Below are 23959 nucleotides of genomic sequence, written 5' to 3'. Positions count from 1 at the left end.
CAGGGCTGCGCGGTAGGCCTGCACCGCCTCCTCCAGCCGCGCCGTGCCGCTCTCGCGCTCGCCCAGGCGCGTCAGCGCGGTGCCCAGGTTGTTCTGCGTCATCGCCCAGTCCAGCGGCACACGCTGCTGGGTGCGCTCCTGCAGGGCTGCGCGGTAGGTCTGCACCGCCTCCTCCAGCCGTGCCGTGCCGCTCTCGCGCTCGCCCAGGCGCGCCAGCGCGGTGCCCAGCCAATTGCCGGCCTTACCCCGCTCATTGTTGCTGGTGGCGGCATCCATCTGTTCACGAGCCAGGGCGATGGCGATTTCGAGCGGGAAGTTGAGGCCCCGCTGGTCGCCTTCGTCTATGAATGCTTCGAGCCGCTCGCAGTACGCTGCCGACCAGGCCGGCCTGGTCGGATCGTCCAGCGCCCCGATCTGTAGCACCGCCCGTGCCGCCCGCCCGGCCTCCCGCAGCAACACGGCTTGCTTGACGGCAGCCTCCAACAATGGGAGTCGCTGCCGTCGCCGCCGCTCTTGGTCCTGTCGTTCCATTTCGGCCAGTGCCGCGTCGATCTCTTCTGCACCAGCATCGAGCCGGCCGTCGCGCGTCTGCTCGGCCACGCGCTGCAGCACTCGGTCGATGAAAGCGTCCTGCGTGGCAGCGTGTTCGCCGGTGGCCAGCACCTCGCGCGCCACATCGACGGCGTGCTCCAGCTCGCACAGTGCCTGCTCGAAGTCCAGCGGCTCCTCAAGCCGCAGCCGCCGGGCCAGGGGGATAACGGTCTGGCGGTCGATGGCCTGCGCGTCGGTAGCCAGTCGCCCTTTGGCTTCCAGAGCAGCCAGCAACTTGCTGATCTGCGCCCATCTACGCTGCTGGTGTTCTGACAGCGCAGCCTGCACTGCACTGGCCAGCGTCTCGGGCGTCGTGAAGGTACCAGCTCCATGGGCACCACTGGCGCGCTGGCGAAGGGCTGCGAGACTGCGGCCGTCCTTGCTGCCCTTGTAGTCGATGAAGTGGGGCGGCCAGGGATAGCCTTCCTCGACGCAGAACACGAGGCGCGGCTTGCCACACTCGCCGGCGTGCAGGTACTCGCGCTCCGTCATCGACAGCGTCTTCTTGCCGTCCACCTCCGGCCTGAAGCCATAGCGATGTGCCAGCAGCAGCACGTAGAAGTCGCAGTCGGCCACGTCCTGTAGGCACCGATCCAGTGGCGGCTGGTCAAACGCCGCATAGCGCTCCATGGCCTCGACGTTGTAGCCGCTTTGCTCTAGCGCCTGCTTCAGTACCCGGCGATGCTTCTCCAGATCGTTGAAGGTCGAAGAGACGTAGACGATGGGCTTCGTGGGTCGGTCCACTGGCGACAGCTCCGCTGAAGCCGCCATGGTGGTACCAAGCGCGGTGACGTGGCAAGCGACAGATGGGGCGGCTGTGCCCGGCGACGCTTCAGGTCAAGGACCTGGTGGTGCTGCCGCAGGTTCAGCGGCCACAGCTTGCGTGCCGGGTTCTTGACCAGCGCGGCCGAGGCCGGCGCCAGCGTCTTGAAGCTGGTGGAGGTGTCGTGCCACCGCAGTCTCGACATCGTGCGCGGCTACGTGCGCTCGGCCGAGCTCTTCAAGGACCACGCCGGCGCCAGGCTGCTGTGAATGCAGAATCAACCGTGCGTCGGGCATTGCCATCAGCAACGCTGTCGCTGCCTGACTCCCGGCGCTGGAGTTGCTGGCCGCAATGATCCCGGCGCACGCCATCCCAGCAAGGTGCGCCCCATGACCATCCACCTTCCCGACCGGCCCGGCCGCTACGGCTTCGGCCCGAACTTGCCCGTCGGCCATCTCGACGTGCAGCAACTCCACGGCAGCGCCGAATTCACCGTGACGCGGGTTGTCGATGACGTGACCTGGGCGCCGCTCAGCGCGCGCGACAACCCGGCTTGGCTGACCTGGCCGAACTCCATGGAGGCGGCGGCCTGGGTGCATAAAGCCTCGCCGGTCGAGGACTGGCCGCACTGGGGCGCAGCGTCGGCTTGAACCTAAACAGCAGCGCGTCCGGTGGCACCTGGATAGCATCGTCTTGCGCCGGTCCGCGAAGCCGGCGAACAGGGAGCGCCCGATGGAGCCGTACGAGACGCCCGTGGAAGGGGCGAGGCGGCGCGTCATCGAGGCAGAGCGCCGAGTCACTGAGCAGCTGGACCTGATCGCGGAGCTGACCCGCACCCTGCGCGACACAGCCGACGAATGGGCCGCGCTGCAAGGCTTGTGCGACCAACTCCGGCGTGCTCGCGTCGAGATGGAGGACTTGCTGACCCAGGGCGAGGACTGAGCCGATGCTGGAGAGTCTTCTACAGCAGCACCATGAGCACGAAGGCGCACTCCGCCACGACGATGGTTCCGATGCCAGTCCACATCAACGCAGGGCCGGCTTTAGGCCGTTGGTCAAGCATGCCGACGCCAGCCGTTGCGACAGGCACGGCCAGGACCGCGAGCGCAAGCAGTGCCGCGATAGCTTCCATGGAACTCCCTCTTTCACCGAATCTCTTGTTGTCCGCGAACGCGGCTCGTGCTGGATTTTCGCGCGGTGTGAGCCCGATGCCGTAGTCGCTTGGTCTGCCCTGGCTGTGACGGCCGCGGCCTGCACTTGTTTCACGGACACATCACCGTGAAACAGCTTGCCGGCAGCATGGGCGCAGGGGAGAAGAAAAACGATGGAATCGAAGGAATCGCTGCTGGCGACGGCTCGCCGCCGCGTGGCTGAAGCCGAGGTGCGGGTTAGAGAGCAGGCCACCCGGGTTGCTGACGCTGCCCGCTGGGGCCATGACACGACGCAGGCGAAGGCCGTGCTCGATGTCTTTGAAGGAACCCTGCGCTTCCTGCGGGAAGACTTGGCCCGCTTGGAGGCCTCAGAGGCAGCTCAGCGCCAGCCGTAGCGCGGTATCGCCCAGGCGCAGCGGCAGCCCATCCACGGAAACGGTGGACAAGTTGAGGGACAACCTGCCCGGCGCAGGCCTAAGTCCTTGTCGCCCGGGCGCCCAGCGCCAGTGCTCAAAAAAGAGGCGGCCGGTGTTGCGCGTGCTTGATGTGCCCGCATTTCGTTACCGTAACGAATTTGGCTTGAGCTTGTAGCGCGCGACTAGCTCGCGCACCGCGTCGGAAGCCATGCGGCGCAGCGTGGCATGCATGCCGGCCTGCTCGGGGTCGTCCAACTGCGCCAGTTGCCGGCTCAACGCCGCGAGGATGGCCTGGGTCGGTTGACCTTGCGGGTGCCCGTAGGCGCTCATCGCCGCCTCGCGCTGGCGCCGACGTAGGGCTGCTTGCCGCTCCGCGCCAGTCATAGGCTTGTCGCCCTTCGGCGGCCGGCCGACGACCTTGGTAGGGGCTGGCGTGGCGGTGGGCATCTTCATGATGGAATTTCGTTACCGTGACGGAACCGCATTCTGCGGCGGCAGTTGCTCGTCGTCGGTGCCTGGCTCACGCGCCCAGAAGGCGCAACCGTTCTCGGGCTGGCCCACCACGGGCGATAGCCGCGGGTGCCGGCAGAAGCAGTTGATGTCGTTGTCGGGCAGCAGCCCGCCGTAGTGCTGGCAGGTCCCGCACGGGCGCGGCTTGTCCTGGCCGGCGAAGTAGTTGGAGGTCATGGCGGGGGCTGCAGCAACGCCAGCGCCGGCTCCAGTACCAGAGGGCACCACCTCGCTGCCGATTCGCGCGCCTGCGGGCTCCTATCGCGTCCGCGGGCCACCGGTGCTTGGCAACCTGCGCAGCCGCCACCAGCACCAGCCAGACGGGCGCGCCCGCCATGTCCTCGCGTGAGCTCTTTTGGGACTTGGACGCCGGCGTGGTGGCCGGCCGCGGTCAGCGCCACCAGCGCCGCCAGTTGAGCCAGGACAGCAGCTTGCGCAGGGCGAGCTCCACCGGGCCGTAGTTGATGAGCTCCAACGAGTCGCAAGTGCCCTTGCGCCGGTCAACGACCCGCAGGATGTGCGCCGTCTCGGACCTGGGGTGGACGAACTGGCCAGGCCGGACCACAGGCAACCAGCCACCTGGCGCCATGTCGTCCTGGATGGCCTTTATCCGCTCCAGGTCGGCGAAGCGTGATGCGTGCACGGTGGCGACAAAGCGCTGCGCCCATTCGTCCTCGTCGTCGGGCGCGCCGGATTCGGCCGGTGGTGGCTCCGGCGGCAGCGGCGCGTGCTCCGTGATGAGCCGATCCCTTGTGCGGACCCAGCAGTTCGGCGGCAGCAAGTCGCGCCTGGGAACCCCATTCTTGCTGCTGTCCATCAGCATCTCCATCACGGGTGGTCCAGCAGCGAGGCCTGCGCGGCCGCGGTCAGCGCCACCAGCGCCGCCAGTTGAGCTTGGCCAGCCACGTGCGCACGGCGAGCTCCACCGGGCCGTAGTTGATGGCCTTCAAGGAGTCGGTGGTACCGAGCCGCCGGTCAACGGCCCGCAACATGCACGCGATCTCGGACCTGGGTTGGATGGGGATGTTCCTTTTGCTGGGAAATATCCAGCGCGTGGAGCTGTAGGGGTTGTCGGTAGATGACGGCGCCGTGCCTTCGCATTCGCGTCTAGCCTGAGCACGAAGGTGTGCCGGGATGAGTGGGAGGTCCTTGTCGTCGTCCATGGTCAGGTCAGTAGATACCGATGGTGGCGAAAGCCAAGCCAGCGCTTGGCGAAATTCTGGCGAACGCCAAGCGACCGCTACCCCAGTCGCTTCTTCAGTCCAGCTGGTGGTGCAGTTGGTAGAGCTGGTTGAGCACGACGCGCATTTCCACGGGCAGCCGCGTCCAGCCCTCCAGCGCGATGTCCTCGGGGATGCCGAACCGCGCCTCGGCCACCGAGCCGGCGATGGCCGCCAGCGTGTCGCTGTCGCCGCCGATGGAGACGGCGTTGCGGATGGCGTCCTCGAAGTCCACCGCCTCCAGCGCGCACACCAGCGCCTGCGGCACCGAGCGCTGACAGCTCTCGTCGTGCTTGTAGGTCGGCCGGATGCCGTCCACCGTCATGGACAGGTCGTAGTTGGGGGTCTCGGACTTTTTGCGTTTTGGTGCGCTTCGCTCGAAAAACATCAGGCAAATCAATAGGTTAGCTAACCGGCATGGTGCGCCGGCCACCGAAGCTGCTAAGTGCTTGTCGCGCAACAGGAAATCGTCAGCCGGCGCACCAAAACGCAAAAAGTCCGAGACCCCCCGGTTGGAGCACTCCATCCAGGCCGGCACGCCGGTGCAGGATGCGCTGCAGGAACTCACCTACCGGCTTTCCCGGTTGAAGCAGGCGCTCACGCCCTGGATGCATTTGGCCGTGCAGCAGCACCACGAGGTGACTACGGCATCAAAAAGCGGGGAAGTCACGACCGTGGGCAGGCACAGCCACGGGACTGCCACGCCGTCAGCGCCTCCAGGTGGCAGAACCTGAGTAGCTGCTGCTTGCACCGCTGGAGCGACTGAAAAGTCCCAACCGCTGTGCCTCCAGCGCGGCCTCGGCGCGTGAGTTCACGTTGAGCTTGCGGTAGATCTGCTTGACGTAGTCAGCGATGGTGTGGCGCGAGAGGTGGAGTTGCACGGCGATCTCGGGCAGCGTGAAGCCTTTGGCCACGCGCAACAGCACATCCCTCTCACGCTCGGTGAGGTTGACGTGCGGCATGAGGTCGGCCTGCGGCTTGGCCTGCGCGGCGAAATAGGCCAGGACACGGCGTGCGATCGACGGCGACAGCGGCGGCTCGCCATGGCTGATGCGCTGCAGTTGTTCGGTGATGAACTCGCGTGGCTGCTCCTTGAGGATGTAGCCCCAGGCACCGGCCTGCAGCGCAGGGAATAGATGCTCGTCGTCGTCGTGAATGGACACCACCACGGACTGGGCCTGGGGCTGGTGCTGGCGCAGTGCTTCCACCACGTCCACCCCTGAGCCATCAGGCAGACCCAAGTCAATCAGCGCGAGGTCAAAGTTCACCACGGATACCAAGCCAATCGCGTCATGCACGCGGGCGCTTTCGGCAATCGTGGCGTCCGGGAATACCTCCAGTACCAAGCTCTTGAGCCAGAAGCGGATCTGCGGCAGATCCTCAAGAAGCAGAATGTTATCCATACAACCTCCCGTTGCGAACTGCAATGGCATGCTACCAATGCCGGTGTTTTGTTATATGGAGTTGAGCGCCCCCATTCGAAGGGTACGCAGAAGGCATTGGGATAGTTGTTCGACTTTCACAAGGCAAACGCCGCCCCCTGGATTTACGAATTTTGTTCTTAGAAAGAATCCGTGCAGACCGGGAACCCGAGTGACGTTGCGCCTCGGGGGCGGACGTGGAAGGCGAGGCCTATGCCGACCCGGCAAGCCGCCGCGGCACTCCATCGGTCAAGCGAGCTGCGGCTCTCCACAACGCGCTCGCGGCCCAGGGCGGGCAAGATGGGCGGCGTAGCTTGCGGGACAGCAGCTGCGCTTCATTGAGATTGGTACAGCACGCAAAGCCTCGGAGCCGCGAGGCCTGGGGCCTTTTTTCTGGCTTGCGCGCTGGTAAGACGCTGGTGCTGGCTTGGCTGGAAAGCCGGTCGTGCCCGGACTACGCTGTGGTTTGCCCCCAGGACGTACCTCATGGACAAGCATCCTGCCTGGCCCTTGCCTGCGGGTGAGATGGCGCAGCGCGTGCGCGAGCATGACTGGGCATCCTCCGCGCTGGGCCCTATCCAGCAATGGCCCGTAAGCTTGCGCACCACCGTGCAGACGGTGCTCGCGCACCCCTTTGCAACCATCGTGCTGTGGGGACCGCAGCTGGTACAGGTCTACAACGACGCCTATCGCGCCCTGATGGGTGCCAAGCACCCTGCCGGCCTGGGGCAGCCCACACGCGAGTGCTGGCCCGAGGTCTGGCATATCAACGCCCCGATCTACGAACGCATCATGCAGGGCGAGTCGCTGTCCTTCGAGGATGCGCTCTACCCGCTCGCGCGTTCGGGCGTCGTGGAGGACGTCTGGCTCACCCTGTCCTACAGCCCGGTACGGGACGAGTCGGGCAACGTGGCGGGCGTGCTCGTGACTATCTTCGAAACGACACCGCGGCTTCGGGCCGAGACCGCGCTGCGCCAGAGCGAGGAGCGGCTGCGCCTGGCGGTCGAGGTCGGCGAGCTCGCCACCTGGGACTGGGACATGTCCACGGGGCACATCGTGTGGTCCCGGGAGCATTTCCACATGCAGGGCTACGCCGTCGGCGAGGTCGAGCCCAGCTACGAAGCCTGGCTGGCGCGCGTGCACCCGGACGACCGCGCTGCGGCCGAGACGGCCTTGCGCCAGGCGCGTGAGCAGCACCAGGACTACGACCAGGAATTCCGCACGCTGCTGCCCGGCGGCTCGGTGCAGTGGCGGTCGGCGCATGGCCGCTTCTTCTATGACGAGCAGGGCACGCCGCGCCGAATGATCGGCGTCATGCGCGACATCACCGAGCAGCGCAATGCCCGCGAGCTGCTGGAGCACAAGATCAGGCAGCGCACGCACGTGCTGCGCCAGCTGCTGGCGCGCGTGGAGTCCGTGCAGGACGAGGAGCGCCGGCGCATCGCGCGCGAGCTGCACGATGGCCTGGGCCAGTACCTCACGGCCGTCACGCTGGCCGTGGGCACGCTCAAGGATGCGCCGGCCGAACGGGCCACGCGGGAGAAGGTGCAACGCCTCAATGAGCTGATGCAGCACCTGGACCGCGAACTCGACCGGATGGTGTTCCTGCTACGGCCCACGGCGCTGGAAGACTGCGGGTTGGGGGAGGGCGTAGCCGCCCACGTACGCAGCTGGGCGGAGCTCACAGGCGTGAGCGCGGACGTGGAGCTGCATGGCCTGGACGGCGAGCGGCTGCCCGCGCCGGTGGAAACGGCGGTGTTCCGTGTCGTGCAGGAGGCGCTGAACAACGTGGCCAAGCACGCGCGGGCCTCGCGCGTGAGCGTGAGCCTGCAGCGCCGCGGTGGCCAGCTGGCGGGCAGCATCGAGGACGATGGGGTGGGCTTCGAAACATCCGGTACCCCGGCACCCACGGCCGGTCGCACCCACTGGGGGCTGGTGAGCATGCGCGAGCGCATCGAGGCGCTGGGTGGCACCTTGGCCGTCGAGTCCCAGGTAGGGGAGGGCACCTCCGTACTGCTGCGGGTACCGCTGCGCTGACGGCGCCGTCGGGTAGTCCGGGTGTGGACCGACTGCGGCATCGGACACGGAGTGGCGCAAGGTCAAGCGGCAGCAGTCACCGCCGCGCTACTTCGACGCCGAGCCGCCCGGCTCCGACAGATCCTGGTTCACCAGCTTGAGTCGGCCCAGCAGCTCCTCCACGCGCTGCGCCAACTCGGCCGGCACCGCAGCACCTTGCCTCAGGCACTGGAGGTCCTGCTCCAGTGCCAGGAGCTCAGCTTCCAGGGCATCGCGCTCAGCCTGCAGCTCAGCTTGCCGGTCCATGGTGGTGCACTCTGGTCGCCATGGAAACTCGGGTCCAGACGGGGTTGAACCTCACGGCGGCCAGTCACGTGGTGCATTTCGACCTGTGGTGGAACCCGGCGGTGGAGGGGCCGGCCACCGATCGGGCCTACCGCATCGGTCAACAGCGCAAGGTGCAGGTGCACCGCTTCATCACGCGCGGCACCTTCGAGGAGCGCATCAGCGAGATGATCCGCGCCAAGCGCGAGCTGGCTGAGATGACAGTAAGCAGCGCAGAGACCTGGATCGGCCAGCTGCCGACGGCGGAGCTCAAGGCGCTGTTCAAGCTGGGTGAGGGCGTCTGAGCCCGCTGTTATCCCGTGGAGCGGCCCATTGACGTCCGGTGGTGGTCCTTCGGAGAGAGCAGGTGCTCTTTGCCTCACACGGGGCACTTCCCACTTCGTTTGTGCAACAAGGTTGTCGGCTTCCTACGTGGCATCAGCTGCTGCCCCATACGGGTGGGGCAGGAAAGAAGTTTGCCCGTCGCTCGCTTCCATCGGTGGAGGATGCCATGTCAACCAGTCGCCAAACGTTTGCCGCACTGCTTGTCTCGCTTGCTGCAGCCATGCCTTCGCACGCGGTTGTCCTGGGGCAGCTCGAGACATTCACGTCTTCCAACGGAGGATGGTTCATTGGCGGTGGGCCGGCCGGAGCGCCCCTGGTGCCGCTACCGGTGGAGCCGACCGGCGGGCCCGCTGGATCAGGTGACGCCTTCCTGCATGTCACCTCAACCGGTTCTGGCACCGCGGGAAGCCGCTTGGTGGCAAACAATGCCGGCCCGTGGACTGGAAATTACTTGGCTGCCGGCATCACGCACATTGCCATGGACTTGAAGAACCTCGGTGCGACGCACGTTGCAGTGCGGCTGTTCTTTGAGGACCCGATTCCGCTGCCGCCACAAAACGAGGCGCATACCAGCTTCGTTGCCAACCTGGCTGCCGGATCAGACTGGACACGCTTTGTCTTTCCTGTCACTGCCCCACATCTTGTGGCCGAGTTGGGCGACGTGACGAGCGCGTTGACCAACACCACCTTCTTTCGCATTTATCACAGCACGAGCGGCGACTTTCCTGGTGAGCCTATCGCGGCCTCGATTGGCATCGACAACATCCATGCCATTCCCGAGCCGGCAACCACCGCGCTGATGCTGGTCGGGTTGGGCGTGGTGGTGGGTGCCGTAGCGCGCCGGCGTGCTGCCCAACGCATGCCGCGATAGTTGACTGGGTATTTCGGACAAAAAGAAGGCCCGCACGGGGCGGACCCAGAAAAGCGGCGGAGGGGAGGGAGGAGGGCAAGGAAAGCCGCCGCAGGAGAGCACCGTACATCGGACCGGCCTTGTCGCACCCTTGCTTGCTTGAGGGGGCTGATGCAACGAATGGCAAGCGGCTTGACGTATACCTTGCCAGCTGCATCCAGCCCAGGTTGCAGGGCCAGCGCTGCTTCTGCGAAGCCGCGCGGACATCCAATGCGCACCTTGTTGGTAGCTCGCCGTGGCGTACTTTGATATCGCGAGCTATTGGGGCGTGTTTTGGCAAAACCTCTTGCGGCGGCAGTGACAGCGATTTTGGGCCCTACGGCGAGCGGCTCGCTCAGCTCCAGCAGCGCCAGCAGGTTTTCATTGGATCAATGGCTGGCCTGTGCAATGTCGAAGCCCCGCCTGGGCTTTGGTGCCAGCCAGATCACCAGCGCCGCCAGCAGGAACGACGCCGCCACCAGGCCCATCATCTCGTTGGTGGCGAGCATCACGCTCTGGCTCTGCAGCAGCCGGTCCAGCGACTCGCGCACGGCGTCCGGGCCCAGGCCCGATGCGGACAGCGTGCGCGCCGTCTCGCCCGTGGCGTCCACCACGCCCGCCAGCTCGGCGTGCATCACGCTGGTGCGGTCCTCCCAGCCCGTGGTGACGAGGGAGGTGGCGACCGCGCCGGAGAGCGTGCGCAGGAAGCTCATCAGCCCCGCCGCCGAGGCCGTCTCGTCCTCCTCCACGCAACCCAGGCCCAGGGCCGTCACCGGCACGAAGAAGAAGGGCATGCCGATGCCGGTGACCAGCAGCGGGATGGCGATCTGCCAGTACGCCATGTCGGTGGTGGAGAGGCTGCGCAAGGCCGTCACCAGCCCGATCCACAGCACGCCGGCGAAGATCAGCCGCCGCGGATCGACGCCGAGCTTGCTCATCAGCCCCCCGGCGACCGGCGCGCAGACGATGGCCAGCACGCCGGTCCAGGCCGTGGTCATGCCGGCCCAGGTCGCGGTGTAGCCCATCCAGCTCTGCAGCCACAGCGGCGTGAGCACGTTGGCGCCGAAGAAGGCACCGTAGCCCAGCGCCAGCGTGACCACGCCCACGACGAAGCCGCGGTGGCGGAACACGCGCAGGTCCACGATCGGATGCGCCTCGGTCAGCTCCCAGATCAGGAAGGCGCAGAAGCCCACGGCGGCCACCACGGCCAGCACGCAGATCAACGTGGATTCGAACCAGTCGTGCTCCTTGCCCAGGTCCAGCATCAGCTGCAGCGCGCCGACGAAGACGATCAACAAGGCCAGGCCGACCAGGTCGATGGGCTTGCGCTCCAGCGCCTGCTCGTAGCGGCGCAGCAGCCGCCAGGCGACGACGCTGCAGGCCAGCGCGATGGGGATGTTGATGGTGAAGATCACCGGCCAGGCGTAGTTGTCGCAGAGCCATCCGCCCAGGATCGGCCCGGCCACCGGCGCCACCAGCGTGGTCATGGCCCACAGGGCGGTGGCGGCGGTGGCCTTTTCGGCCGGGAACACGCGCAGCAGCAGCGTCTGCGACAGCGGCATCAGCGGCCCGCCGGCCAGGCCCTGCAGCACCCGGCCCAGCACCAGCATCTCCAGCGCGCCGGCCATGCCGCACAGCGCGGAGAACAGGCCGAACAGCGCCATCGAGGTGGCGAACACGCGCACCGCGCCGAAGCGGCCGGCCAGCCAGCCGGTGAGCGGCACGATGATGGCTTCAGCCACGGCGTAGGACGTGATGATCCAGGTGCCCTGGCTGCTGCTGATGCCCAGGCTGCCGGTGATGCTCGCCACCGAGACGTTGGCGATGGTCATGTCGAGCACGGCCACGAAGTTGGCGGTGGCCAGCACGATGGCGGCGAACCAGAGCAGGGGGCCGCGCAGGGGGGCGCCGGCGGCGGTGGCGGAGGAGGACGGGGTGGACATGGCGGGCCTCTGCCGGGAAATCAGCGGCGCACGCCGCCGGCCTCGTTCATGGACAGCACCGTGCGCTCACCCGCCGGCGCCGCCGCTTCCGCCCGCGTATCGATGCTCGCCGTCATCGACAGCCCCACCTGCAGCGGCCGCGCCGCCAGCTCGGCCGGGTCCAGCGCGATGCGCACCGGCACGCGCTGCACGACCTTGATCCAGTTGCCCGTGGCGTTCTGCGCCGGGATGGTGGCGAAGGCCGAACCGGTGCCGCCGGACAGACCCGCCACCACGCCGCGGTACTTCACGTGCTCGCCGTAGCGGTCGCTGATCAGCTCCACCGGCTGGCCGATGCGCACCTTGTCCAGTTGCCCCTCCTTGAAGTTGGCGTCCACGTGCACCTGCGCCAGCGGCACCACCGACAGCAGCGCCGCGCCGGCCTGCACCTGCTGGCCCACCTGCACCGAGCGCTTGGCCACCACGCCGTCCACCGGGGCGCGCACGACGCTGCGCTCCAGGTTCACGCGCGCCTGGTCGCGCCGCGAGCGCGCCAGCGCCACCTCGGGGTTGCCGTCCTCCGTGGTGCCGGCGATCAGCACCGCGTTGGCCTCGCGCGCACCGCGCGCGGCGCCGTGGTCGGCCTGCGCGCGGTCCACCGCCGCCTGGGCCGCCGCCAGCGCGGCGCGCGCGGTGTCGAAGGCGTTGCGCGCCTTGGTCACCTCGTCGGCGGACACGGCCCCCGAGCCCGCCAGCGCCTCGCGGCGTTGCAGGTCCACGCGGGCGCGCTCGAAGTCGGCGCCGGCGGAGGCGCGCTGCGCCACGGTGCGCTGGTACTCCCAGGCGCGCGAGGCGATCTGCGCGGCCAGGCTGTCGTCGTTGGCGGCATAGCCGCGCACGCGGCGCAGCGCGCGGCCCAGCTCGGCCTCGGCCTGCTCCAGCGCCAAGCGCAAGTCGGTGTCGTCCAGCACCACCAGCACGTCACCCTGCCTGACGGCCTGCGTGTCGCCCACGCGCACCTCGCGCACGATGCCGCCCACGGCCGGCGTCACCTGCGCCGTCTCGGCCGCGGTGTAGGCGTTGTCGGTGGAGACGAAACGCGCGGCGTGCATCCAGGCATAGGCGCCGTAGCCCAGCCCGGCCTTGGCGACCACGGCGGCCAGCACCAGTATCCAGCGCTTGCGGCGTTTCATATTGCGTTGCCGCTGCTCGTGCTCTTCCTGCTGTTGCTGCTCGGCGGCGAGCACGGTCTGGACGATCTGCGGTTCGAGGGGCATGTTCGACATGGCGGGCTCCTGGGGCGGATGGGGTGATTCCTTTTTCCGTTCTCCCTGAGCGCGTCGAAGGGCTTTCAGGCCAGCTGGCCGGCAGGGCTTCGACAGGCTCAGCCCGAACGGCGAGCTTTCAGAACGAAAAGTGCAAGGAGGAAATGAGGAGACGAGGGGGCTCAGGACGTGGGCGAGGCGTAGCCCCCGCCCAGCGCGCGCACCAGCGCGACGTCCAGCGCGAAGGCGCGGGCGTGCAGGTCGGACAAGGTGCGCAGGTTGGACAGCAGCGTGTCCTCGGCGCTGAGCACTTCGAGGTAGGTGGAGAGCCCGCCCTCGTAGCGCTCGTTCTGGATGCGCCAGGCTTCGCGCGAGGCGTCCACGGCCTGGCCGGTCTTCTCCAGCTGGCCGCCCAGCGCGCGGCGGCTGGCGGCGGCGTCGGCCACGTCCTGCAGCGCCTGCACCACGGTGCGCTCGTAGCTCGCCACGGCCTCGGCGTACTCGGCATCGGAGGCGCGCAGCTGGCCGCGCAGCCGCCCGCCGTCGAACACCGGCAGCGACACCGCCGGACCGACGCTGCCGATGGTGGAGCCGCCACTGCCGAGCATGTTCAGCCCCAGCGACTGCAGCCCGATGAAGGCGACCAGGTTGACGTTGGGATAAAAGGCCGCCTGCGCCTGGTCGATGCGGCGCGCGGCCGCCTCGGCGCGCAGCCGCGCGGCGATCACGTCCGGCCGGCGGCCCAGCAGCTCGGCTTCCAGGCGCTCGGGCAGCCCGAAGGGGCGCGACAGGTCGATGGCCGGGCGCCGGATGGCGAGCCCGCGGTCGGGGCCCGCACCCATCAGCGCCGCGATGCGGTGGCGCTGCAGCGTGAGCTGCTCCTCCAGCGCCCGCAGGTCGGCCCCGGCCGCCGCGTGGCGCGCCTGCACCTGGCGCACGCTGCCCAGGGTCTCCAGGCCGTTGGCGCGGCGCTGGCCGAACAGCTCGGTGGTCTTGCCCCGCACCTCCAGGGCCGACTGCGCCGTGTCCAGCGCGGCAAACAGCCGCGCCAGCTCGGCATAGGCCGAGGCGATGGAGGTGGCCAGCGTCAGCCGCGCCTGGGCCAGGTCGGCCCGGGTGGCCTCGGCCTCGGAGGTCGCCGCGGCCAGGGCCGCGCGGTTCCTGCCCCAGAAGTCCAGCTCCCAGGCGAAGTCCAGCGAGGCGCGGCCGTAGTCGTTCCAGCCCTGCGGCGTGGCCGCGGCGGGGCTGAGGTAGTTGCTGCTTTGCTTCTGCTGCGAGGCCGAGGCGTTGAGCGTGACCTGCGGCCGGGTGGCGGCGCCGGACACCTGCGCCAGCGCCTGCGCGCGGCGCAGCCGGGCCTCGGCCACGGCGACGTTGGGCGCGTCGGCCAGGGCCTCGGCGATCAGCGCATCGAGCTGCGGGTCGCGGTAGAGCGTCCACCAGCGCTCGTCGGGCCAGGCGGCGGCGGGAGCGCTGAAGGCCTGGGCGCTGGCGTAGCGCTGCACCGGCTTCATCTGCGCGCGGGGCTCGCGCTCGGGAAACGAGGCGCAGGCCGCCAGCGACAGGGTGCAGACCACCAGCGCGGCGCGGGCGAGGCAGCTGAGGGAAACGTTCGGGTTCATGGCGCGGGGCTCCTGAAGGCGTGAAGCCAAGGTAGGCGGCGGGGCCGCCGGAATCGTCAGGAAACGGTCGGGTTCGGGTCCGGATCGAGGGCGGCGTCGGCGCTGCGGGCGGTGTCGCTGGCGAGGCAGCGCAGCAGCTCGGCGACGCTGCTGAACACGAAGCAGTGGCCGGTGGCGATGTTTTCGAGGCGGCCGAAGAGCAGTCCGCTCTCGGGCATGGCGTCGCGGTGCAGCTTGAGCACGTAGCTGCGGCGGCTGGGGTGGCTCGCCTGGGTGCTGAGGCTCATGGCGGCGGCTCCGGCGGCGATCAGTGCAGCGCCTGCGGCTGCACGCAGGGACGGGCGAAGTCGTGGCCGATGGTGGTGCGGGCGTAGAGGTAGCTCGCCAGGGCCCGTTCGCCCAGCGTGTCCAGATCGACGTGGCCGGCGGCGTCGCAGGGGAAGCTCAACGGGCAGCCCTCGGGCAGCAGGGAGGCGAAGCGCAGCTCGTAGGCGGTGGGAATGGCGTTCATGTCGGACTCCTGGGGCGGTCGGTGCGTCGTGCTCACCGGTGCTGCAAAGCTAGGCAGCGGGGGCCTGGGAGTCGTTGGGCGCGGGTCAGGCTTGGGTCGGGGTTTGGTCAGGGGAGCGGGACAATGCGCCGGTCACCGCCACCCGGTCTGACGCCATGCCTGACGACGCGCTGCGCCTGCATTTCGACGTGTTCGAGCTGGACGAGGCGCAAGCCCGGCTGACACGCGCCGGCCAGCCCGTGGCGGTGCCGCCCAAGGCCTTCGGCCTGCTGTGCGCCCTGGCGCGGCAGCCGGGCCAGCTGATCACCAAGGACGGGCTGCTCGATGCCGTCTGGGGCCACCGCTGGGTCAGCGACTCGGTGCTCAAGACCACCGTCAGCGAGCTGCGCGCCGCGCTGGGAGACGACGCGCGCCAGCCGCGCTTCATCGAAACCGTTTCGCGCCGGGGCTACCGTTTCATGGCCGCCGCACCGCCAGTGGCGATGTCCACGGCGGTGGCGGACGCTGCCGCCCCGGCACCCGAGGCGAGGCCGTCGTTGATCGGGCGGGGTGAGGCGCTGGCCCGCCTGCACGCCGCCTGGCAGCGGGCGCTGGCGGGCCGGCGGCAGCTCGTGTGGCTCACGGGCGAGGCCGGCATTGGCAAGACGACGCTCGTCGAGCACGCCGCCGCCACCCTGGGCGCGGCAGCCGTGGCGCAAGGCCAGTGCGTGGAGCAGCACGGCGCCGGCGAGCCCTACCTGCCGCTGCTGGAGGCGTTGGGCCGGCTGTGCCATGAGGACGGTTCCCTGGTCGCCCGGCTGCGCGCCGTGGCGCCGACCTGGCTGCTGCAGATGCCTTGGCTGTGTCCCGAGGCCAAGCGCGAGGCGCTGCGGCGGGAGGTGGCCGGCTCGGGGCAGGACCGCATGCTGCGCGAGCTCGGCGAGCTGCTGGAGCGCTGCACCGCGGAGCGGCCGCTGCTGCTGGTCACGGAAGACCTGCACTGGAGCGACGTGGCGACGCTGCAGGCCCTGGACCACGTCGCGCGCCGCCGTGGCCCGGCGCGGCTGATGTGGATCGCCAGCTTCCGCGTGGCCGAAGTGATCGCCGAGGACCACCCGCTGAAGGACCTGCGCCACGAGCTGCGGCTGCACCGGCTGTGCGAGGAGATCGCGCTGGAGCCCTTCTCCGAGCGCGAGGTGGGGCAGTACCTGGCGCTGCGCACGGGCGTGGCCGAGGTGCTGGAACCGATGGTGCGCGCGCTGCACGCCCGCACCGATGGCTTGCCGCTGTTCCTGTCCGGCGTGGTCGATGAGTTGCTGACGCGGAGCACGCCGGGCGCGGACCTAGAGCCGGACGCCGCCGGCGCTTCCGGGCTGCCGCCGCGCGTGCCCGAGAGCCTGGCCGGCATCATCGGCCGTCGCATCGAGCGGCTGTCGCCCGGGCAGCGGGCGCTGCTGGAGGCGGCCAGCGTCTGTGGCCAAGCCTTCAGCGCCGGCGTGGTGGCCGAGCTGCTGGAACGCGACCCGGACAAGGTGGCCGATGCCTGCGACGCGCTCGCGCGCGCCCCGCAATGGCTGCAGTCCGTGGCGGTGGACCGGCTGCCCGACGGCACGCTGGAGGCGCGCTACGCCTTCGGCCACGCCCTGGTGCGCCAGGTCCTCTACCAGCGCATGGGCGCGCTGACGCGGGCGCGGCTGCACCGGCGCGCGGCCGAGGCGCTGGAGCGACGCCGGGCCGCCGGCACGGCCGTCTCGTCCGCCGAGATGGCTTCGCACCGCGTGCTGAGCCACGACCTCGCACTCGCGCTGGGCCACTACGCCGACGCGGCCGAGAGCGCGCTGCGCCACTTCGCGCCTGGCGAGGCGCTGCAGTTGACTGCCCAGGCGCAGGCCCTGTTGCCCGGCTGCCCGCCGGGCGCCGAGCGCGACGCGCTGGAGCTGGCGCTGCTGGGCCCGCGCATCCTGGCCGACTCGCAACTGCACGGCGTAACAGCCGCATCCACGCGCGCTGACTGCGAGCGCGTGGAAGCGCTCTACGCCGCGGGCGCGAGCCTGCCGGCCCGGGCCTCGCGCGCGCTGGAAGCGGGGCTGGGGTGGGTGTGGTTCGTGTCCGGCGAGTACGGCAAGGCGCTGGCGCTGGCTGAGCGCATGCACGCGCTGGCAGCGCAGCGCGGCGACCCCATGCTGCACGTGGCGGCCTGCCACCTCGGCGGCGCCACGATGGCCTATCAGGGCCGGCTGGCCGAAGCCCGGCAGCGGCTGGAGCAGGGCCTGGCAGCCTCAGCGGGCCTGGACAGGCCGGTGGCCGATGCGCTGGCCGTCGTGGACCTGGAGGTGTCCCTGCGCGCCCACCTGAGCCAGGTGCTGGCGCGGCAGGGGCTGGTGGACCAGGCGGGACTGCAGATCGCCGCGGCGCGGGAGCGCGCCGACCGCCTGGGCTACCCCTATGCGCGCCGGCTGGTGTACCTGTTCGAGGCCTTCCTGGCGCTGCGGCTTGGGCAGGCCGAGCAGGTGCTGGAGCTGGTGCAGGCGCTGCAGCGGCTGGCAGCGCAGCACGCGATTCTTCGGGCCGAAGGCCCGGTGCGCTGGCTGCGCGGCTGGGCGCTGGTGCAGCTGGGTCAGCCGCTGGAAGGCCAGGCGCTGATCCTGGACGGCTATGCCCGCGACGCCCGGCTTGGCATGCAGCGCGGCCGCTCCGGCGTGCTGGGCTACGCGGCCGACGCCTGGCTGCGGGCCGGCCACCCGGCCGAGGCCCAGGCGCGGCTGGATGAGGCCTTCGCACTGGCCGGGCGCATCGGCGAGCGCCTGCACACGCCCGACCTGCTGCTGCTGCGGGGAAGGATCGCGCTGGAGCAGGACGACACCGCGGCGACGCGGCAGGCACTGCAGGCGGCGTGGACTGAAGCCTGTGGGCAGCAGGCGTGGCGGCCGGCACTGGCAGCGGCCGTGGCGCTGTGCGGGCTGGCGGATGCTGGGTCGGCGGATCTCGCCGTCCTGGCCCAGGCCCGCAGCCGCGTGGTGGAGGGCACGGACGCGCGCTGGCGCAGCGGGCCGACGCGCTGCTGGAGGCGGCACGGCGACCGGGCGCGGCGGCCGGCTGAAGCCCGCGCCCGAGGCCGGCATCAGCCCGCCGCACCCGTCGTGCAGCCCTGGTCCACCAGCCCGGCCCGCAGCGCGGCCAGCCGTTGCTCGGCCTCGGCCGCAGCCGACTTGCCGCTGGCATAGCGGCCCGCGACGGCGAAGGGCACCACGGCCTTCCACGCGCTCTGCTGCTTGTCCAGCGCCGCGCGGCGGTCCGCCTCGGTGCGGGCGATGTCCTCCCGCAGCGCCTCGCAGGTGAGCGAGGCCGAGCCGGGCGCCGGCTGCGGCTGGGCTTGCGGGCTGGCGCAGCCGGCCAGCGAGGCGGCGGCCAGGAAGGTGCAGGCGAGGGCGGTGGCGGGGCGGGTGTTCATGGCGCAGGGCTCCGGTGGGCTTGAGGGGTTGATGGCGGCAGCGAAGCCGCTCCGCTGCCGTCGCATCCAGGCTAGGTGGCCGTGCCGGCGGCGTCGTCAGGCCCGGGTCGGGCTTCGGTCGGGCCCGGCGCCGCGACGTCCGACCGAAGCCCGACCGTTCCCCCACGACTTAGATACCCGCGCTGCCTAGCTTTGGGGCTCCTCAGCCAGGAGCCTTCACATGAGACAGCTCGCCTACGTCGCCACCCTCTGCCTCGCCATCGCGGCCTTCGCCGTGCAGACCGCGCAGGCCGAACCCTTGTCCGCCGCCGGCCGCTTCAAGGTCCAGGGGGAACATGCCGCCGCGGCCGGCCAGCGCGGCCTCGTGGCCGACGGCAACGGCCAGGTCGCCGCCGGCAGTGCCGGGGGCTTCAGCACCGACGCGGGCGGGCAGGGCCAACGCACGCGCCGCTTCCAGCGCTCGGCCGATGGCAGCGCCACGGCCAGCGGCCACGCCGACGCCAGCGGCCCCAATGGCACCGCGTCGCGCGACGGCAGCTACACGCGCAGTGCCGACGGCACGGCCTCTGGCGAGCGCGACACCACCGTCACCAGCGCCCGCACCGGCGTCACCTGGGACGGCAGCACGCGCTACAGCCAGGGCGCGGGCATCAGCCGCTCGCTGACCTGCACCGACGCTGCGGGCCAGCCGGTGAGCTGCGGCAGGCGCTGAGCCCGGCAACCCGCGAGGAGACACACCAATGAAGTACCTGACATTCCCCGCGGCCGGGGCCGCGGCATGCGCCTTCATGCTCAGCGCCGGCGCCGGCCTGGTCCAGGCGCAGCAAGCTTCGGCGGCCAACGGCTCGCCGGGCACCGCGTCCACACCGGTGATCTACCCGGCCAAGGGCCAGAGCGCGCGCCAGCAGGACACGGACCGCTACGAGTGCCACGACTGGTCCCGGCAGCAGTCCGGCTACGACCCGTCGCAGGCTGCATCCACCGCGACCGCGACCGGCGCTGCCGGCGGCGCCCCACCGCCCGGTGCCGGCATGGCGCAGGGCGCGCTGCGCGGGGCCGCCGTGGGCGAGCTGGTGAGCCACAACGCCGGCCGTGGCGCCGCCATCGGCGTGCTCGGCAGCGCGGCGCTGGCGCAGGCCCAGGCCCGCAAGGCGGAGCAGTCGCGCCAGCAGCAAGCGGCCCAGCAGCAGGCCGCGCGCGGCCAGCAGCGCGCGAAGTACGAGCGCGCTTTCGGCGCTTGCATGGAGGGGCGCGGCTACGTCCTGAAGTAGGGCGCCGACATGCCTATCCCGTGAAGCTGGAGAAAGGACCACCGATGAAGACACTTCCCGAGACCGGGCTGGAACACGCGTTCCTGTTCTGCATCCCGGCCACCAAGACCGTCCCGGCGCTCTATCCCGAGGCGCCGGAGTTCCAGGCCATGCCGCAGGTCTTCGCCACCGGCTATCTGGTCGGCTTGCTGGAGTGGGCCTGCATGCAGGCCGTGAACCCGTTCCTGGAGGCGCCGCACGAGCAGACGCTGGGCACGCACATTCACGTCAGCCACGGCGTGGCCACGCCGCCCGGGCTGGAGGTGCTGGTGCGCGTGAAGCTGATCCGCGTCGAGGGGCGGCGGCTGCTGTTCGAGGTCGAGGCCCACGACGGCGTGGACCTCATCAGCCGGGGGCGGCACGAGCGCTGCGTCATCGACCGCCGCCGCTTCGACCAACGGGTGGCGCAGAAGGCGGGGCGGGAACCGCCCTGGGCCTACAAAGCGGCCCGCACGAACACCAGCACCTGCGCCAGCCGCACCGACAGCCCGATGTAGAGCAGGATCGTCAGCGCCCGCAGCAGCCTGGAATGCCGGCGCCGGGCCAGGCTGCGCAGGCCGGACAGCAGGTTCAGCAGCAACAGCAGCACGCCCACCGCCGTCACCGCGTAGCCCGCGAAGTGCAGGCTCCAGCCGCCGGGCAGGGGCGTGTCGCCGCCGTAGTGCGTGGCGCAGGTGCCGGCGGCCACGATCACGGCGCCGGTGACCACGTTCCTCGCATGCGAAAAGACCGTCTCCAGCCCTTTCTGGTCGAACAGTTCCGTGGCGAGATCGCACCAGAACTCCTTGAGCGCATCGGTCATCGCGGTGCCCTTCCTGCAACTGCGGCGGCCGGGCCACACCGCCCGGCCGCTGATACAGCAAGGCTAGGCAGGCAAGGCGGCCAAGTCGTCCGGTTGCGGTCGGGCTTCGGTCCGGCTTGCACCGGCAGGGCCATGGCCACCAGGGTCCGGGGCGAGGCCCAGAATCCCCGCGTCGCCGCCACCCCATGGGACGCTCATGCACGACGAAGACGACGCGCTGCGCCTGCGCTTCGAAGCTTTCGAGCTGGACGAGGGCCAAGCCCGGCTCACGCGCGCCGGCCAGCCCCTGGCCCTGCCGCCCAAGGCCTTCGGCGTGCTGTGCACGCTGGCGCGGCAGCCGGGGCGGCTGGTTGCCAAGGAAGCTCTCCTCGATGCCGTCTGGGGCCACCGCTGGGTCAGCGACTCGGTGCTGAAGACCACCATCAGCGAGCTGCGCGCCGCGCTCGGCGACGACGCCCGGCAGCCGCGCTACATCGAGACCGCCTCGCGCCGGGGCTACCGCTTCATCGGCGTCGTGCAGGCGCCCGGGGTGGCGCCGGAACCGCCCGCCGCGGCGGCGATCCCGATGCCGGCCGCAACCGGCCCGGACGCCGAAGCGCCGCCGCCGGCTGCGCCCGCCGCGCCGCTGATCGGCCGCCATGCCGCGCTGGCGCGGCTGCAGGCGGCCTGGCGGCAAGCCGGCGCCGGGCGGCGGCAGATCGTGTGGCTCACGGGCGAGGCCGGCATCGGCAAGACCACGCTGATCGAGCATTTCATGGCCGGCCTGGGCGCCGGGGCGGCCTGCGCGCACGGCCAGTGCGTGGAGCAGTACGGCGCCGGCGAGCCCTACCTGCCGGTGCTGGAGGCGCTGGGCGCGCTGTGCCGCAATGAGCCGGAGCTGCCTGCGCTGCTGCGCACGGTGGCGCCGACCTGGCTGCTGCAGCTGCCCTGGCTGCTGCCCGATACCGCCGCACGCGAGGCCCTGCGCCAGGAGCTGGCCGGGGTGGGCCAGCAGCGCATGCTGCGCGAGCTTGGCGAGCTGCTGGACCGCTGCACCGCGCAGCGCCCGCTGCTGCTGGTGACGGAGGACCTGCACTGGAGCGACCAGGCCACGGTACAGCTCATCGACCACGTCGCGCGCCGACGCGGCCCGGCGCGGCTGATGTGGCTGGCGAGCCTGCGGCTGGCGGAGGTGATCGCCGAGGAGCACCCGCTCAAGGCGCTGCGCCACGAGTTGAAGCTGCACCGGCTGTGCGAGGAAATCCTGCTGGACCCGTTCTCCGAGCGCGAGGTGGCGGATTTCATCGGCCAGCGTTGCCCGAGCCGCACACCCTCCGAGGCCTTCGTGCGCGCGCTGCACGGGCGTACCGACGGCTTGCCGCTGTTCCTGGTCAATGTGGTGGACGAGTTGGAAGCGCAGGGCCCGGCCTGCGCCGAGGCAGCGACGGCGGCGGTGCCCGAGAGCCTGGCGGGCGTGATCGAGAAGCAGATCGCGAGGCTGTCGGGCGAGGACTGCGCGCTGCTCGAAGCCGCCAGCGTCTGCGGCACGGAGTTCCGGCCCGCGACGGTGAGCGCGGCGCTGGAGCGCGAGGCCGGCGGGATCGCCGGGCGCTGCGAGAGCCTGGCCCGGCAGCAGCAGTGGCTCAGCCACGTGGCCCTGGACAGTCTGGCCGATGGCTCGCTGCAGGCGCGCTACGGCTTCCGCCACGCGCTGTACCGACAGGTCTTTCACCAGCGCATCGGCGCCGCCACGCGCGCGCAGCTGCACCGGCGAGTGGCGCGAGCGCTGGAGGCCGACCGGGCCGCAGGCGCGGCCGTCACCGCGGCCGAGCTGGCCTCGCACTGTGAGCTGGGGCATGACATCCCCGCCGCGCTGCGCCACTATGCCGCCGCGGCCGAGAGCGCGCTGCAGCACTTCGCGCCGGGCGAGGCGATGGCGCTGACGGCGCAGGCCCTGGCGCTGCTGCCACGCTGTCCCGCGGGCGTCGATCGCAACGGGCTGGAAATGGCATTGCTGGGCCCGCGCGGCACAGCGGCGGCGCAACTGCTGGGCGTGGCAGCCCCGGAGACGGTGGCGACCTTCGAGCGCGCGCAGGAGCTGGCCGGGCAACTGCCGGCGCTGACGTCGCGGGCACTGGAGCTGGGTGCCGGCTGGGCCTACCTGGCGCGCGGCCAGTACGAGCAGGCGCTGGCGCTGGCCACGCGCATCGGCGCGCTGGCCGCCCTGCGCGGCGAGCGGCTGCTGCACGTGTCGGCGTGCAACCTGCAGGCGACGGTGGTGTCGTTCCAGGGCGACCTGGCGGGCGCGCGGCGCTGGCTCGAAGAGGGTTTACAAATCTTCTCCGAGCTAGCCGACCCGGCGCACGACCCGGCCTTCATCGTGGATCTGGGCGTGTCCATGCACGCGCGCATGGCGCTGGTGCTGTCGCACCTGGGCTTCCCCGATCAAGCGTGGGCCGAGGCCGAGCGGGCGCTGGCGCGGGCTGACCGGGTGAACCAGCCTCTGGCGCGGGTGCTGGCGCTGGCCTTCACGGGGATGCTGGCCCTGCGGCTGGAAGAGGTGCCGCGCGTGCAAGCGCTGGGCGAGGCCTTGCAGCAGCTTGTGACCGAGCACGCCGTGGCGGAAGGCGAGGGCCCGGCGCGCTGGCTGCGCGGCTGGGCCCTGGCGCACCAGGGGCAGCCGCAGGACGGCTACGCGCTGATCGTGGACGGCTACCAGCGCGCCTTCAGCCTGGGCCGCATCGGCGCCGGGCTGGCGGCGGCCCTGGGTGCAGCAGCCGATGCCGCCGCGCTGTGCGGGCGCTGGGACGACGCGCAGGCGCGGCTGGATGAGGCGCTGGCGCTGGCCCGGCGCGTGGGCGACCGCATCCTGCTGCCTGATCTGCGGCTGCTGCAGGCGCGCATCGCGCATGGCTGCGGCAACGGCGCGGCGGCGCTGGCCAGCCTGCGCGAGGCGTTGCTGGAAGCGCGAGCGCAGCAGGCGGGCTGGAGTGAACTGGCCGCGCTGGTGGGGCTGTGCGCGAGTGGCGCGGCGCAGTCGCAGGAGATAGAGATGCTGGCGCAACTGCGCGCGCGCTGTGCGGAAGGAGCGGACACGGTACTGATGCAGCGGGTCAATGAGGTGCTGGGCGCGTTGGCCGCGCGACGCAGGGGGCCGGCGGCTTGATGCTTATCGCTTGTCGATACCCAATGGAATGGTGCTTGTGCGGCCGGTAATGGTGCACTGGGAATAGATATCTCCGTTCAGACTCGCAACACCGCCTCCAAAGACGTAATAACATGACAACCGAAACTGATAGAAACGTCCGCCAGGACAATGCAGCATTCGGTGTGTTTGACGTAAGGCCCGTTGGCCTGTCGTGCGCGCCTGCGGCGGGGCTGGCCTATCGCAGCGAGCCTTGTCGGCCCAGGGCATCCAGGGCAACACGCAGGCTGTAGCCGGGCACGCTCTCCCCGGCGTCTGCACGGCGCA

General features: G+C 70.5%; 28 protein-coding genes. 12 read left to right on the top strand and 16 right to left on the bottom strand.

Translation table 11 applies throughout. The features are described from left to right. Positions 1 to 1335: DUF4062 domain-containing protein (locus FJ694_RS32240; RefSeq protein ID WP_198321109.1), on the bottom strand; the 1335-nt coding region annotated here is incomplete at its 3' end. 150 nt (positions 1336 to 1485) lie between these two features. On the opposite strand from FJ694_RS32240, the gene FJ694_RS32235 reads away from it, so the two are divergent. The 3 genes from FJ694_RS32235 (at position 1486) to FJ694_RS32225 (ending at position 2296) form a co-directional block, all read left to right on the top strand. Continuing rightward, entirely contained in the window at positions 1486 to 1623 is a 138-nt protein-coding gene (locus FJ694_RS32235; RefSeq protein ID WP_157271626.1) for a site-specific integrase, read from the top strand. A gap of 120 nt (positions 1624 to 1743) precedes the next feature. Then, positions 1744 to 2004, top strand: a complete 261-nt coding sequence (locus FJ694_RS32230; RefSeq protein ID WP_157271625.1) for a hypothetical protein — start codon at positions 1744 to 1746, stop codon at positions 2002 to 2004. An 82-nt stretch (positions 2005 to 2086) separates the two neighbouring features. Then, on the top strand, positions 2087 to 2296 hold the full coding sequence (locus FJ694_RS32225) for a hypothetical protein (RefSeq protein ID WP_157271624.1): 210 nt from the start codon (positions 2087 to 2089) through the stop codon (positions 2294 to 2296). Between the two features lie 19 nt (positions 2297 to 2315). Here FJ694_RS32225 and FJ694_RS32220 read toward each other — a convergent pair whose 3' ends face one another. Next, the gene (locus FJ694_RS32220; protein ID WP_157271623.1) at positions 2316 to 2486 is read right to left on the bottom strand and encodes a hypothetical protein; all 171 of its coding nucleotides are present in this window, start codon (positions 2484 to 2486) and stop codon (positions 2316 to 2318) included. 192 nt (positions 2487 to 2678) lie between these two features. Here FJ694_RS32220 and FJ694_RS32215 point away from each other — a divergent pair, with 192 nt between their 5' ends. Next, positions 2679 to 2900 carry a hypothetical protein gene (locus tag FJ694_RS32215; RefSeq protein ID WP_157271622.1) on the top strand — a complete coding sequence of 74 codons (222 nt, stop codon included), beginning with the start codon at positions 2679 to 2681 and terminating at the stop codon, positions 2898 to 2900. Positions 2901 to 3065: 165 nt separating this feature from the next. Here the strand turns inward: FJ694_RS32215 and FJ694_RS32210 are convergent, their stop codons facing one another. From FJ694_RS32210 to FJ694_RS32190, 6 genes are all read right to left on the bottom strand, one after another. Continuing rightward, positions 3066 to 3374, bottom strand: a complete 309-nt coding sequence (locus FJ694_RS32210) for a hypothetical protein (RefSeq protein WP_157271621.1) — start codon at positions 3372 to 3374, stop codon at positions 3066 to 3068. Positions 3375 to 3386: 12 nt separating this feature from the next. Further along, the gene (locus FJ694_RS32205) at positions 3387 to 3608 is read right to left on the bottom strand and encodes a hypothetical protein (RefSeq protein ID WP_157271620.1); all 222 of its coding nucleotides are present in this window, start codon (positions 3606 to 3608) and stop codon (positions 3387 to 3389) included. Positions 3609 to 3822: 214 nt separating this feature from the next. Further along, entirely contained in the window at positions 3823 to 4260 is a 438-nt protein-coding gene (locus tag FJ694_RS32200; RefSeq protein WP_157271619.1) for a hypothetical protein, read from the bottom strand. A 37-nt stretch (positions 4261 to 4297) separates the two neighbouring features. Beyond that, the gene (locus FJ694_RS37710; RefSeq protein ID WP_259373191.1) at positions 4298 to 4423 is read right to left on the bottom strand and encodes a hypothetical protein; all 126 of its coding nucleotides are present in this window, start codon (positions 4421 to 4423) and stop codon (positions 4298 to 4300) included. A 265-nt stretch (positions 4424 to 4688) separates the two neighbouring features. Beyond that, positions 4689 to 5039, bottom strand: a complete 351-nt coding sequence (locus tag FJ694_RS32195) for an ADP-ribosylglycohydrolase family protein (protein WP_232540326.1) — start codon at positions 5037 to 5039, stop codon at positions 4689 to 4691. Positions 5040 to 5358: 319 nt separating this feature from the next. Then, positions 5359 to 6054, bottom strand: a complete 696-nt coding sequence (locus tag FJ694_RS32190; RefSeq protein ID WP_157271618.1) for a response regulator — start codon at positions 6052 to 6054, stop codon at positions 5359 to 5361. A 504-nt stretch (positions 6055 to 6558) separates the two neighbouring features. On the opposite strand from FJ694_RS32190, the gene FJ694_RS32185 reads away from it, so the two are divergent. Next, positions 6559 to 8109, top strand: a complete 1551-nt coding sequence (locus FJ694_RS32185; protein WP_157271617.1) for a sensor histidine kinase — start codon at positions 6559 to 6561, stop codon at positions 8107 to 8109. Between the two features lie 87 nt (positions 8110 to 8196). On the opposite strand, the gene FJ694_RS32180 is transcribed toward FJ694_RS32185, so the two are convergent. After that, positions 8197 to 8394, bottom strand: a complete 198-nt coding sequence (locus FJ694_RS32180; protein ID WP_157271616.1) for a hypothetical protein — start codon at positions 8392 to 8394, stop codon at positions 8197 to 8199. 20 nt (positions 8395 to 8414) lie between these two features. On the opposite strand from FJ694_RS32180, the gene FJ694_RS32175 reads away from it, so the two are divergent. Further along, positions 8415 to 8717 carry a helicase-related protein gene (locus FJ694_RS32175; RefSeq protein WP_375140283.1) on the top strand — a complete coding sequence of 101 codons (303 nt, stop codon included), beginning with the start codon at positions 8415 to 8417 and terminating at the stop codon, positions 8715 to 8717. A gap of 206 nt (positions 8718 to 8923) precedes the next feature. Continuing rightward, on the top strand, positions 8924 to 9628 hold the full coding sequence (locus tag FJ694_RS32170; protein WP_157271615.1) for a PEP-CTERM sorting domain-containing protein: 705 nt from the start codon (positions 8924 to 8926) through the stop codon (positions 9626 to 9628). 407 nt (positions 9629 to 10035) lie between these two features. Here FJ694_RS32170 and FJ694_RS32165 read toward each other — a convergent pair whose 3' ends face one another. From FJ694_RS32165 to FJ694_RS32145, 5 genes are all read right to left on the bottom strand, one after another. Beyond that, on the bottom strand, positions 10036 to 11589 hold the full coding sequence (locus tag FJ694_RS32165; protein ID WP_157271614.1) for a DHA2 family efflux MFS transporter permease subunit: 1554 nt from the start codon (positions 11587 to 11589) through the stop codon (positions 10036 to 10038). A gap of 20 nt (positions 11590 to 11609) precedes the next feature. Continuing rightward, on the bottom strand, positions 11610 to 12761 hold the full coding sequence (locus FJ694_RS32160) for an HlyD family secretion protein (RefSeq protein WP_157271628.1): 1152 nt from the start codon (positions 12759 to 12761) through the stop codon (positions 11610 to 11612). A 254-nt stretch (positions 12762 to 13015) separates the two neighbouring features. Then, positions 13016 to 14455 (bottom strand): efflux transporter outer membrane subunit, encoded by a 1440-nt coding sequence (locus tag FJ694_RS32155; protein WP_157271613.1) that lies wholly within the window; start codon positions 14453 to 14455, stop codon positions 13016 to 13018. A gap of 56 nt (positions 14456 to 14511) precedes the next feature. Continuing rightward, the gene (locus FJ694_RS32150) at positions 14512 to 14742 is read right to left on the bottom strand and encodes a hypothetical protein (RefSeq protein ID WP_157271612.1); all 231 of its coding nucleotides are present in this window, start codon (positions 14740 to 14742) and stop codon (positions 14512 to 14514) included. 20 nt (positions 14743 to 14762) lie between these two features. Continuing rightward, a complete protein-coding gene (locus FJ694_RS32145) occupies positions 14763 to 14966 on the bottom strand; it encodes a hypothetical protein (RefSeq protein ID WP_157271611.1) in 204 nt (67 codons plus the stop codon). Between the two features lie 155 nt (positions 14967 to 15121). Between FJ694_RS32145 and FJ694_RS32140 the strand changes: the two genes are divergently transcribed. After that, positions 15122 to 18169 (top strand): ATP-binding protein, encoded by a 3048-nt coding sequence (locus FJ694_RS32140; RefSeq protein ID WP_157271610.1) that lies wholly within the window; start codon positions 15122 to 15124, stop codon positions 18167 to 18169. Here FJ694_RS32140 and FJ694_RS32135 read toward each other — a convergent pair. Further along, positions 18067 to 18396 (bottom strand): hypothetical protein, encoded by a 330-nt coding sequence (locus tag FJ694_RS32135; protein ID WP_157271609.1) that lies wholly within the window; start codon positions 18394 to 18396, stop codon positions 18067 to 18069. The genes FJ694_RS32140 and FJ694_RS32135 overlap by 103 nt on opposite strands. Before the next feature lie 220 nt (positions 18397 to 18616). On the opposite strand from FJ694_RS32135, the gene FJ694_RS32130 reads away from it, so the two are divergent. From FJ694_RS32130 to FJ694_RS32120, 3 genes are read left to right on the top strand one after another with little or no spacing between them, the layout of a single operon-like run. Further along, positions 18617 to 19108, top strand: coding sequence for a hypothetical protein (locus FJ694_RS32130; RefSeq protein ID WP_157271608.1), 492 nt, complete (start codon positions 18617 to 18619; stop codon positions 19106 to 19108). A gap of 28 nt (positions 19109 to 19136) precedes the next feature. Then, positions 19137 to 19667 (top strand): hypothetical protein, encoded by a 531-nt coding sequence (locus FJ694_RS32125; RefSeq protein ID WP_157271607.1) that lies wholly within the window; start codon positions 19137 to 19139, stop codon positions 19665 to 19667. 44 nt (positions 19668 to 19711) lie between these two features. Further along, positions 19712 to 20203 (top strand): thioesterase family protein, encoded by a 492-nt coding sequence (locus FJ694_RS32120; protein ID WP_198321108.1) that lies wholly within the window; start codon positions 19712 to 19714, stop codon positions 20201 to 20203. On the opposite strand, the gene FJ694_RS32115 is transcribed toward FJ694_RS32120, so the two are convergent. Beyond that, positions 20143 to 20508: a hypothetical protein gene (locus FJ694_RS32115; protein ID WP_157271606.1), complete on the bottom strand. Its 366-nt coding sequence runs from the start codon at positions 20506 to 20508 to the stop codon at positions 20143 to 20145. The two genes, FJ694_RS32120 and FJ694_RS32115, sit on opposite strands and share 61 nt — an antisense overlap. A 196-nt stretch (positions 20509 to 20704) precedes the next feature. Between FJ694_RS32115 and FJ694_RS32110 the strand changes: the two genes are divergently transcribed. Continuing rightward, on the top strand, positions 20705 to 23653 hold the full coding sequence (locus tag FJ694_RS32110; protein ID WP_157271605.1) for an ATP-binding protein: 2949 nt from the start codon (positions 20705 to 20707) through the stop codon (positions 23651 to 23653). Positions 23654 to 23959: the final 306 nt, after the last annotated feature.

The organism is Azohydromonas aeria (genome assembly GCF_009760915.1).
Taxonomy (GTDB): Bacteria; Pseudomonadota; Gammaproteobacteria; order Burkholderiales; family Burkholderiaceae_C; genus Azohydromonas; species Azohydromonas aeria.
Note: the sequence above shows the minus strand (reverse complement) of the source record. Positions and strands in the feature narration are given on the sequence as shown.

What these genes read in the sequence shown, in the direction of transcription:
- FJ694_RS32230 (WP_157271625.1), top strand. Translation starts at nt 1,744, where the DNA reads ATGACCATCCACCTTCCCGACCGGCCCGGCCGCTACGGCTTCGGCCCG.
- FJ694_RS32225 (WP_157271624.1), top strand. Translation starts at nt 2,087, where the DNA reads ATGGAGCCGTACGAGACGCCCGTGGAAGGGGCGAGGCGGCGCGTCATC.
- FJ694_RS32220 (WP_157271623.1), bottom strand. Translation starts at nt 2,486, where the DNA reads ATGGAAGCTATCGCGGCACTGCTTGCGCTCGCGGTCCTGGCCGTGCCT.
- FJ694_RS32215 (WP_157271622.1), top strand. Translation starts at nt 2,679, where the DNA reads ATGGAATCGAAGGAATCGCTGCTGGCGACGGCTCGCCGCCGCGTGGCT.
- FJ694_RS32210 (WP_157271621.1), bottom strand. Translation starts at nt 3,374, where the DNA reads ATGAAGATGCCCACCGCCACGCCAGCCCCTACCAAGGTCGTCGGCCGG.
- FJ694_RS32205 (WP_157271620.1), bottom strand. Translation starts at nt 3,608, where the DNA reads ATGACCTCCAACTACTTCGCCGGCCAGGACAAGCCGCGCCCGTGCGGG.
- FJ694_RS32200 (WP_157271619.1), bottom strand. Translation starts at nt 4,260, where the DNA reads ATGGAGATGCTGATGGACAGCAGCAAGAATGGGGTTCCCAGGCGCGAC.
- FJ694_RS37710 (WP_259373191.1), bottom strand. Translation starts at nt 4,423, where the DNA reads ATGTTGCGGGCCGTTGACCGGCGGCTCGGTACCACCGACTCCTTGAAG.
- FJ694_RS32195 (WP_232540326.1), bottom strand. Translation starts at nt 5,039, where the DNA reads ATGTTTTTCGAGCGAAGCGCACCAAAACGCAAAAAGTCCGAGACCCCC.
- FJ694_RS32190 (WP_157271618.1), bottom strand. Translation starts at nt 6,054, where the DNA reads ATGGATAACATTCTGCTTCTTGAGGATCTGCCGCAGATCCGCTTCTGG.
- FJ694_RS32185 (WP_157271617.1), top strand. Translation starts at nt 6,559, where the DNA reads ATGGACAAGCATCCTGCCTGGCCCTTGCCTGCGGGTGAGATGGCGCAG.
- FJ694_RS32180 (WP_157271616.1), bottom strand. Translation starts at nt 8,394, where the DNA reads ATGGACCGGCAAGCTGAGCTGCAGGCTGAGCGCGATGCCCTGGAAGCT.
- FJ694_RS32175 (WP_375140283.1), top strand. Translation starts at nt 8,415, where the DNA reads ATGGAAACTCGGGTCCAGACGGGGTTGAACCTCACGGCGGCCAGTCAC.
- FJ694_RS32170 (WP_157271615.1), top strand. Translation starts at nt 8,924, where the DNA reads ATGTCAACCAGTCGCCAAACGTTTGCCGCACTGCTTGTCTCGCTTGCT.
- FJ694_RS32165 (WP_157271614.1), bottom strand. Translation starts at nt 11,589, where the DNA reads ATGTCCACCCCGTCCTCCTCCGCCACCGCCGCCGGCGCCCCCCTGCGC.
- FJ694_RS32160 (WP_157271628.1), bottom strand. Translation starts at nt 12,761, where the DNA reads ATGAAACGCCGCAAGCGCTGGATACTGGTGCTGGCCGCCGTGGTCGCC.
- FJ694_RS32155 (WP_157271613.1), bottom strand. Translation starts at nt 14,455, where the DNA reads ATGAACCCGAACGTTTCCCTCAGCTGCCTCGCCCGCGCCGCGCTGGTG.
- FJ694_RS32150 (WP_157271612.1), bottom strand. Translation starts at nt 14,742, where the DNA reads ATGAGCCTCAGCACCCAGGCGAGCCACCCCAGCCGCCGCAGCTACGTG.
- FJ694_RS32145 (WP_157271611.1), bottom strand. Translation starts at nt 14,966, where the DNA reads ATGAACGCCATTCCCACCGCCTACGAGCTGCGCTTCGCCTCCCTGCTG.
- FJ694_RS32140 (WP_157271610.1), top strand. Translation starts at nt 15,122, where the DNA reads ATGCCTGACGACGCGCTGCGCCTGCATTTCGACGTGTTCGAGCTGGAC.
- FJ694_RS32135 (WP_157271609.1), bottom strand. Translation starts at nt 18,396, where the DNA reads ATGAACACCCGCCCCGCCACCGCCCTCGCCTGCACCTTCCTGGCCGCC.
- FJ694_RS32130 (WP_157271608.1), top strand. Translation starts at nt 18,617, where the DNA reads ATGAGACAGCTCGCCTACGTCGCCACCCTCTGCCTCGCCATCGCGGCC.
- FJ694_RS32125 (WP_157271607.1), top strand. Translation starts at nt 19,137, where the DNA reads ATGAAGTACCTGACATTCCCCGCGGCCGGGGCCGCGGCATGCGCCTTC.
- FJ694_RS32120 (WP_198321108.1), top strand. Translation starts at nt 19,712, where the DNA reads ATGAAGACACTTCCCGAGACCGGGCTGGAACACGCGTTCCTGTTCTGC.
- FJ694_RS32115 (WP_157271606.1), bottom strand. Translation starts at nt 20,508, where the DNA reads ATGACCGATGCGCTCAAGGAGTTCTGGTGCGATCTCGCCACGGAACTG.
- FJ694_RS32110 (WP_157271605.1), top strand. Translation starts at nt 20,705, where the DNA reads ATGCACGACGAAGACGACGCGCTGCGCCTGCGCTTCGAAGCTTTCGAG.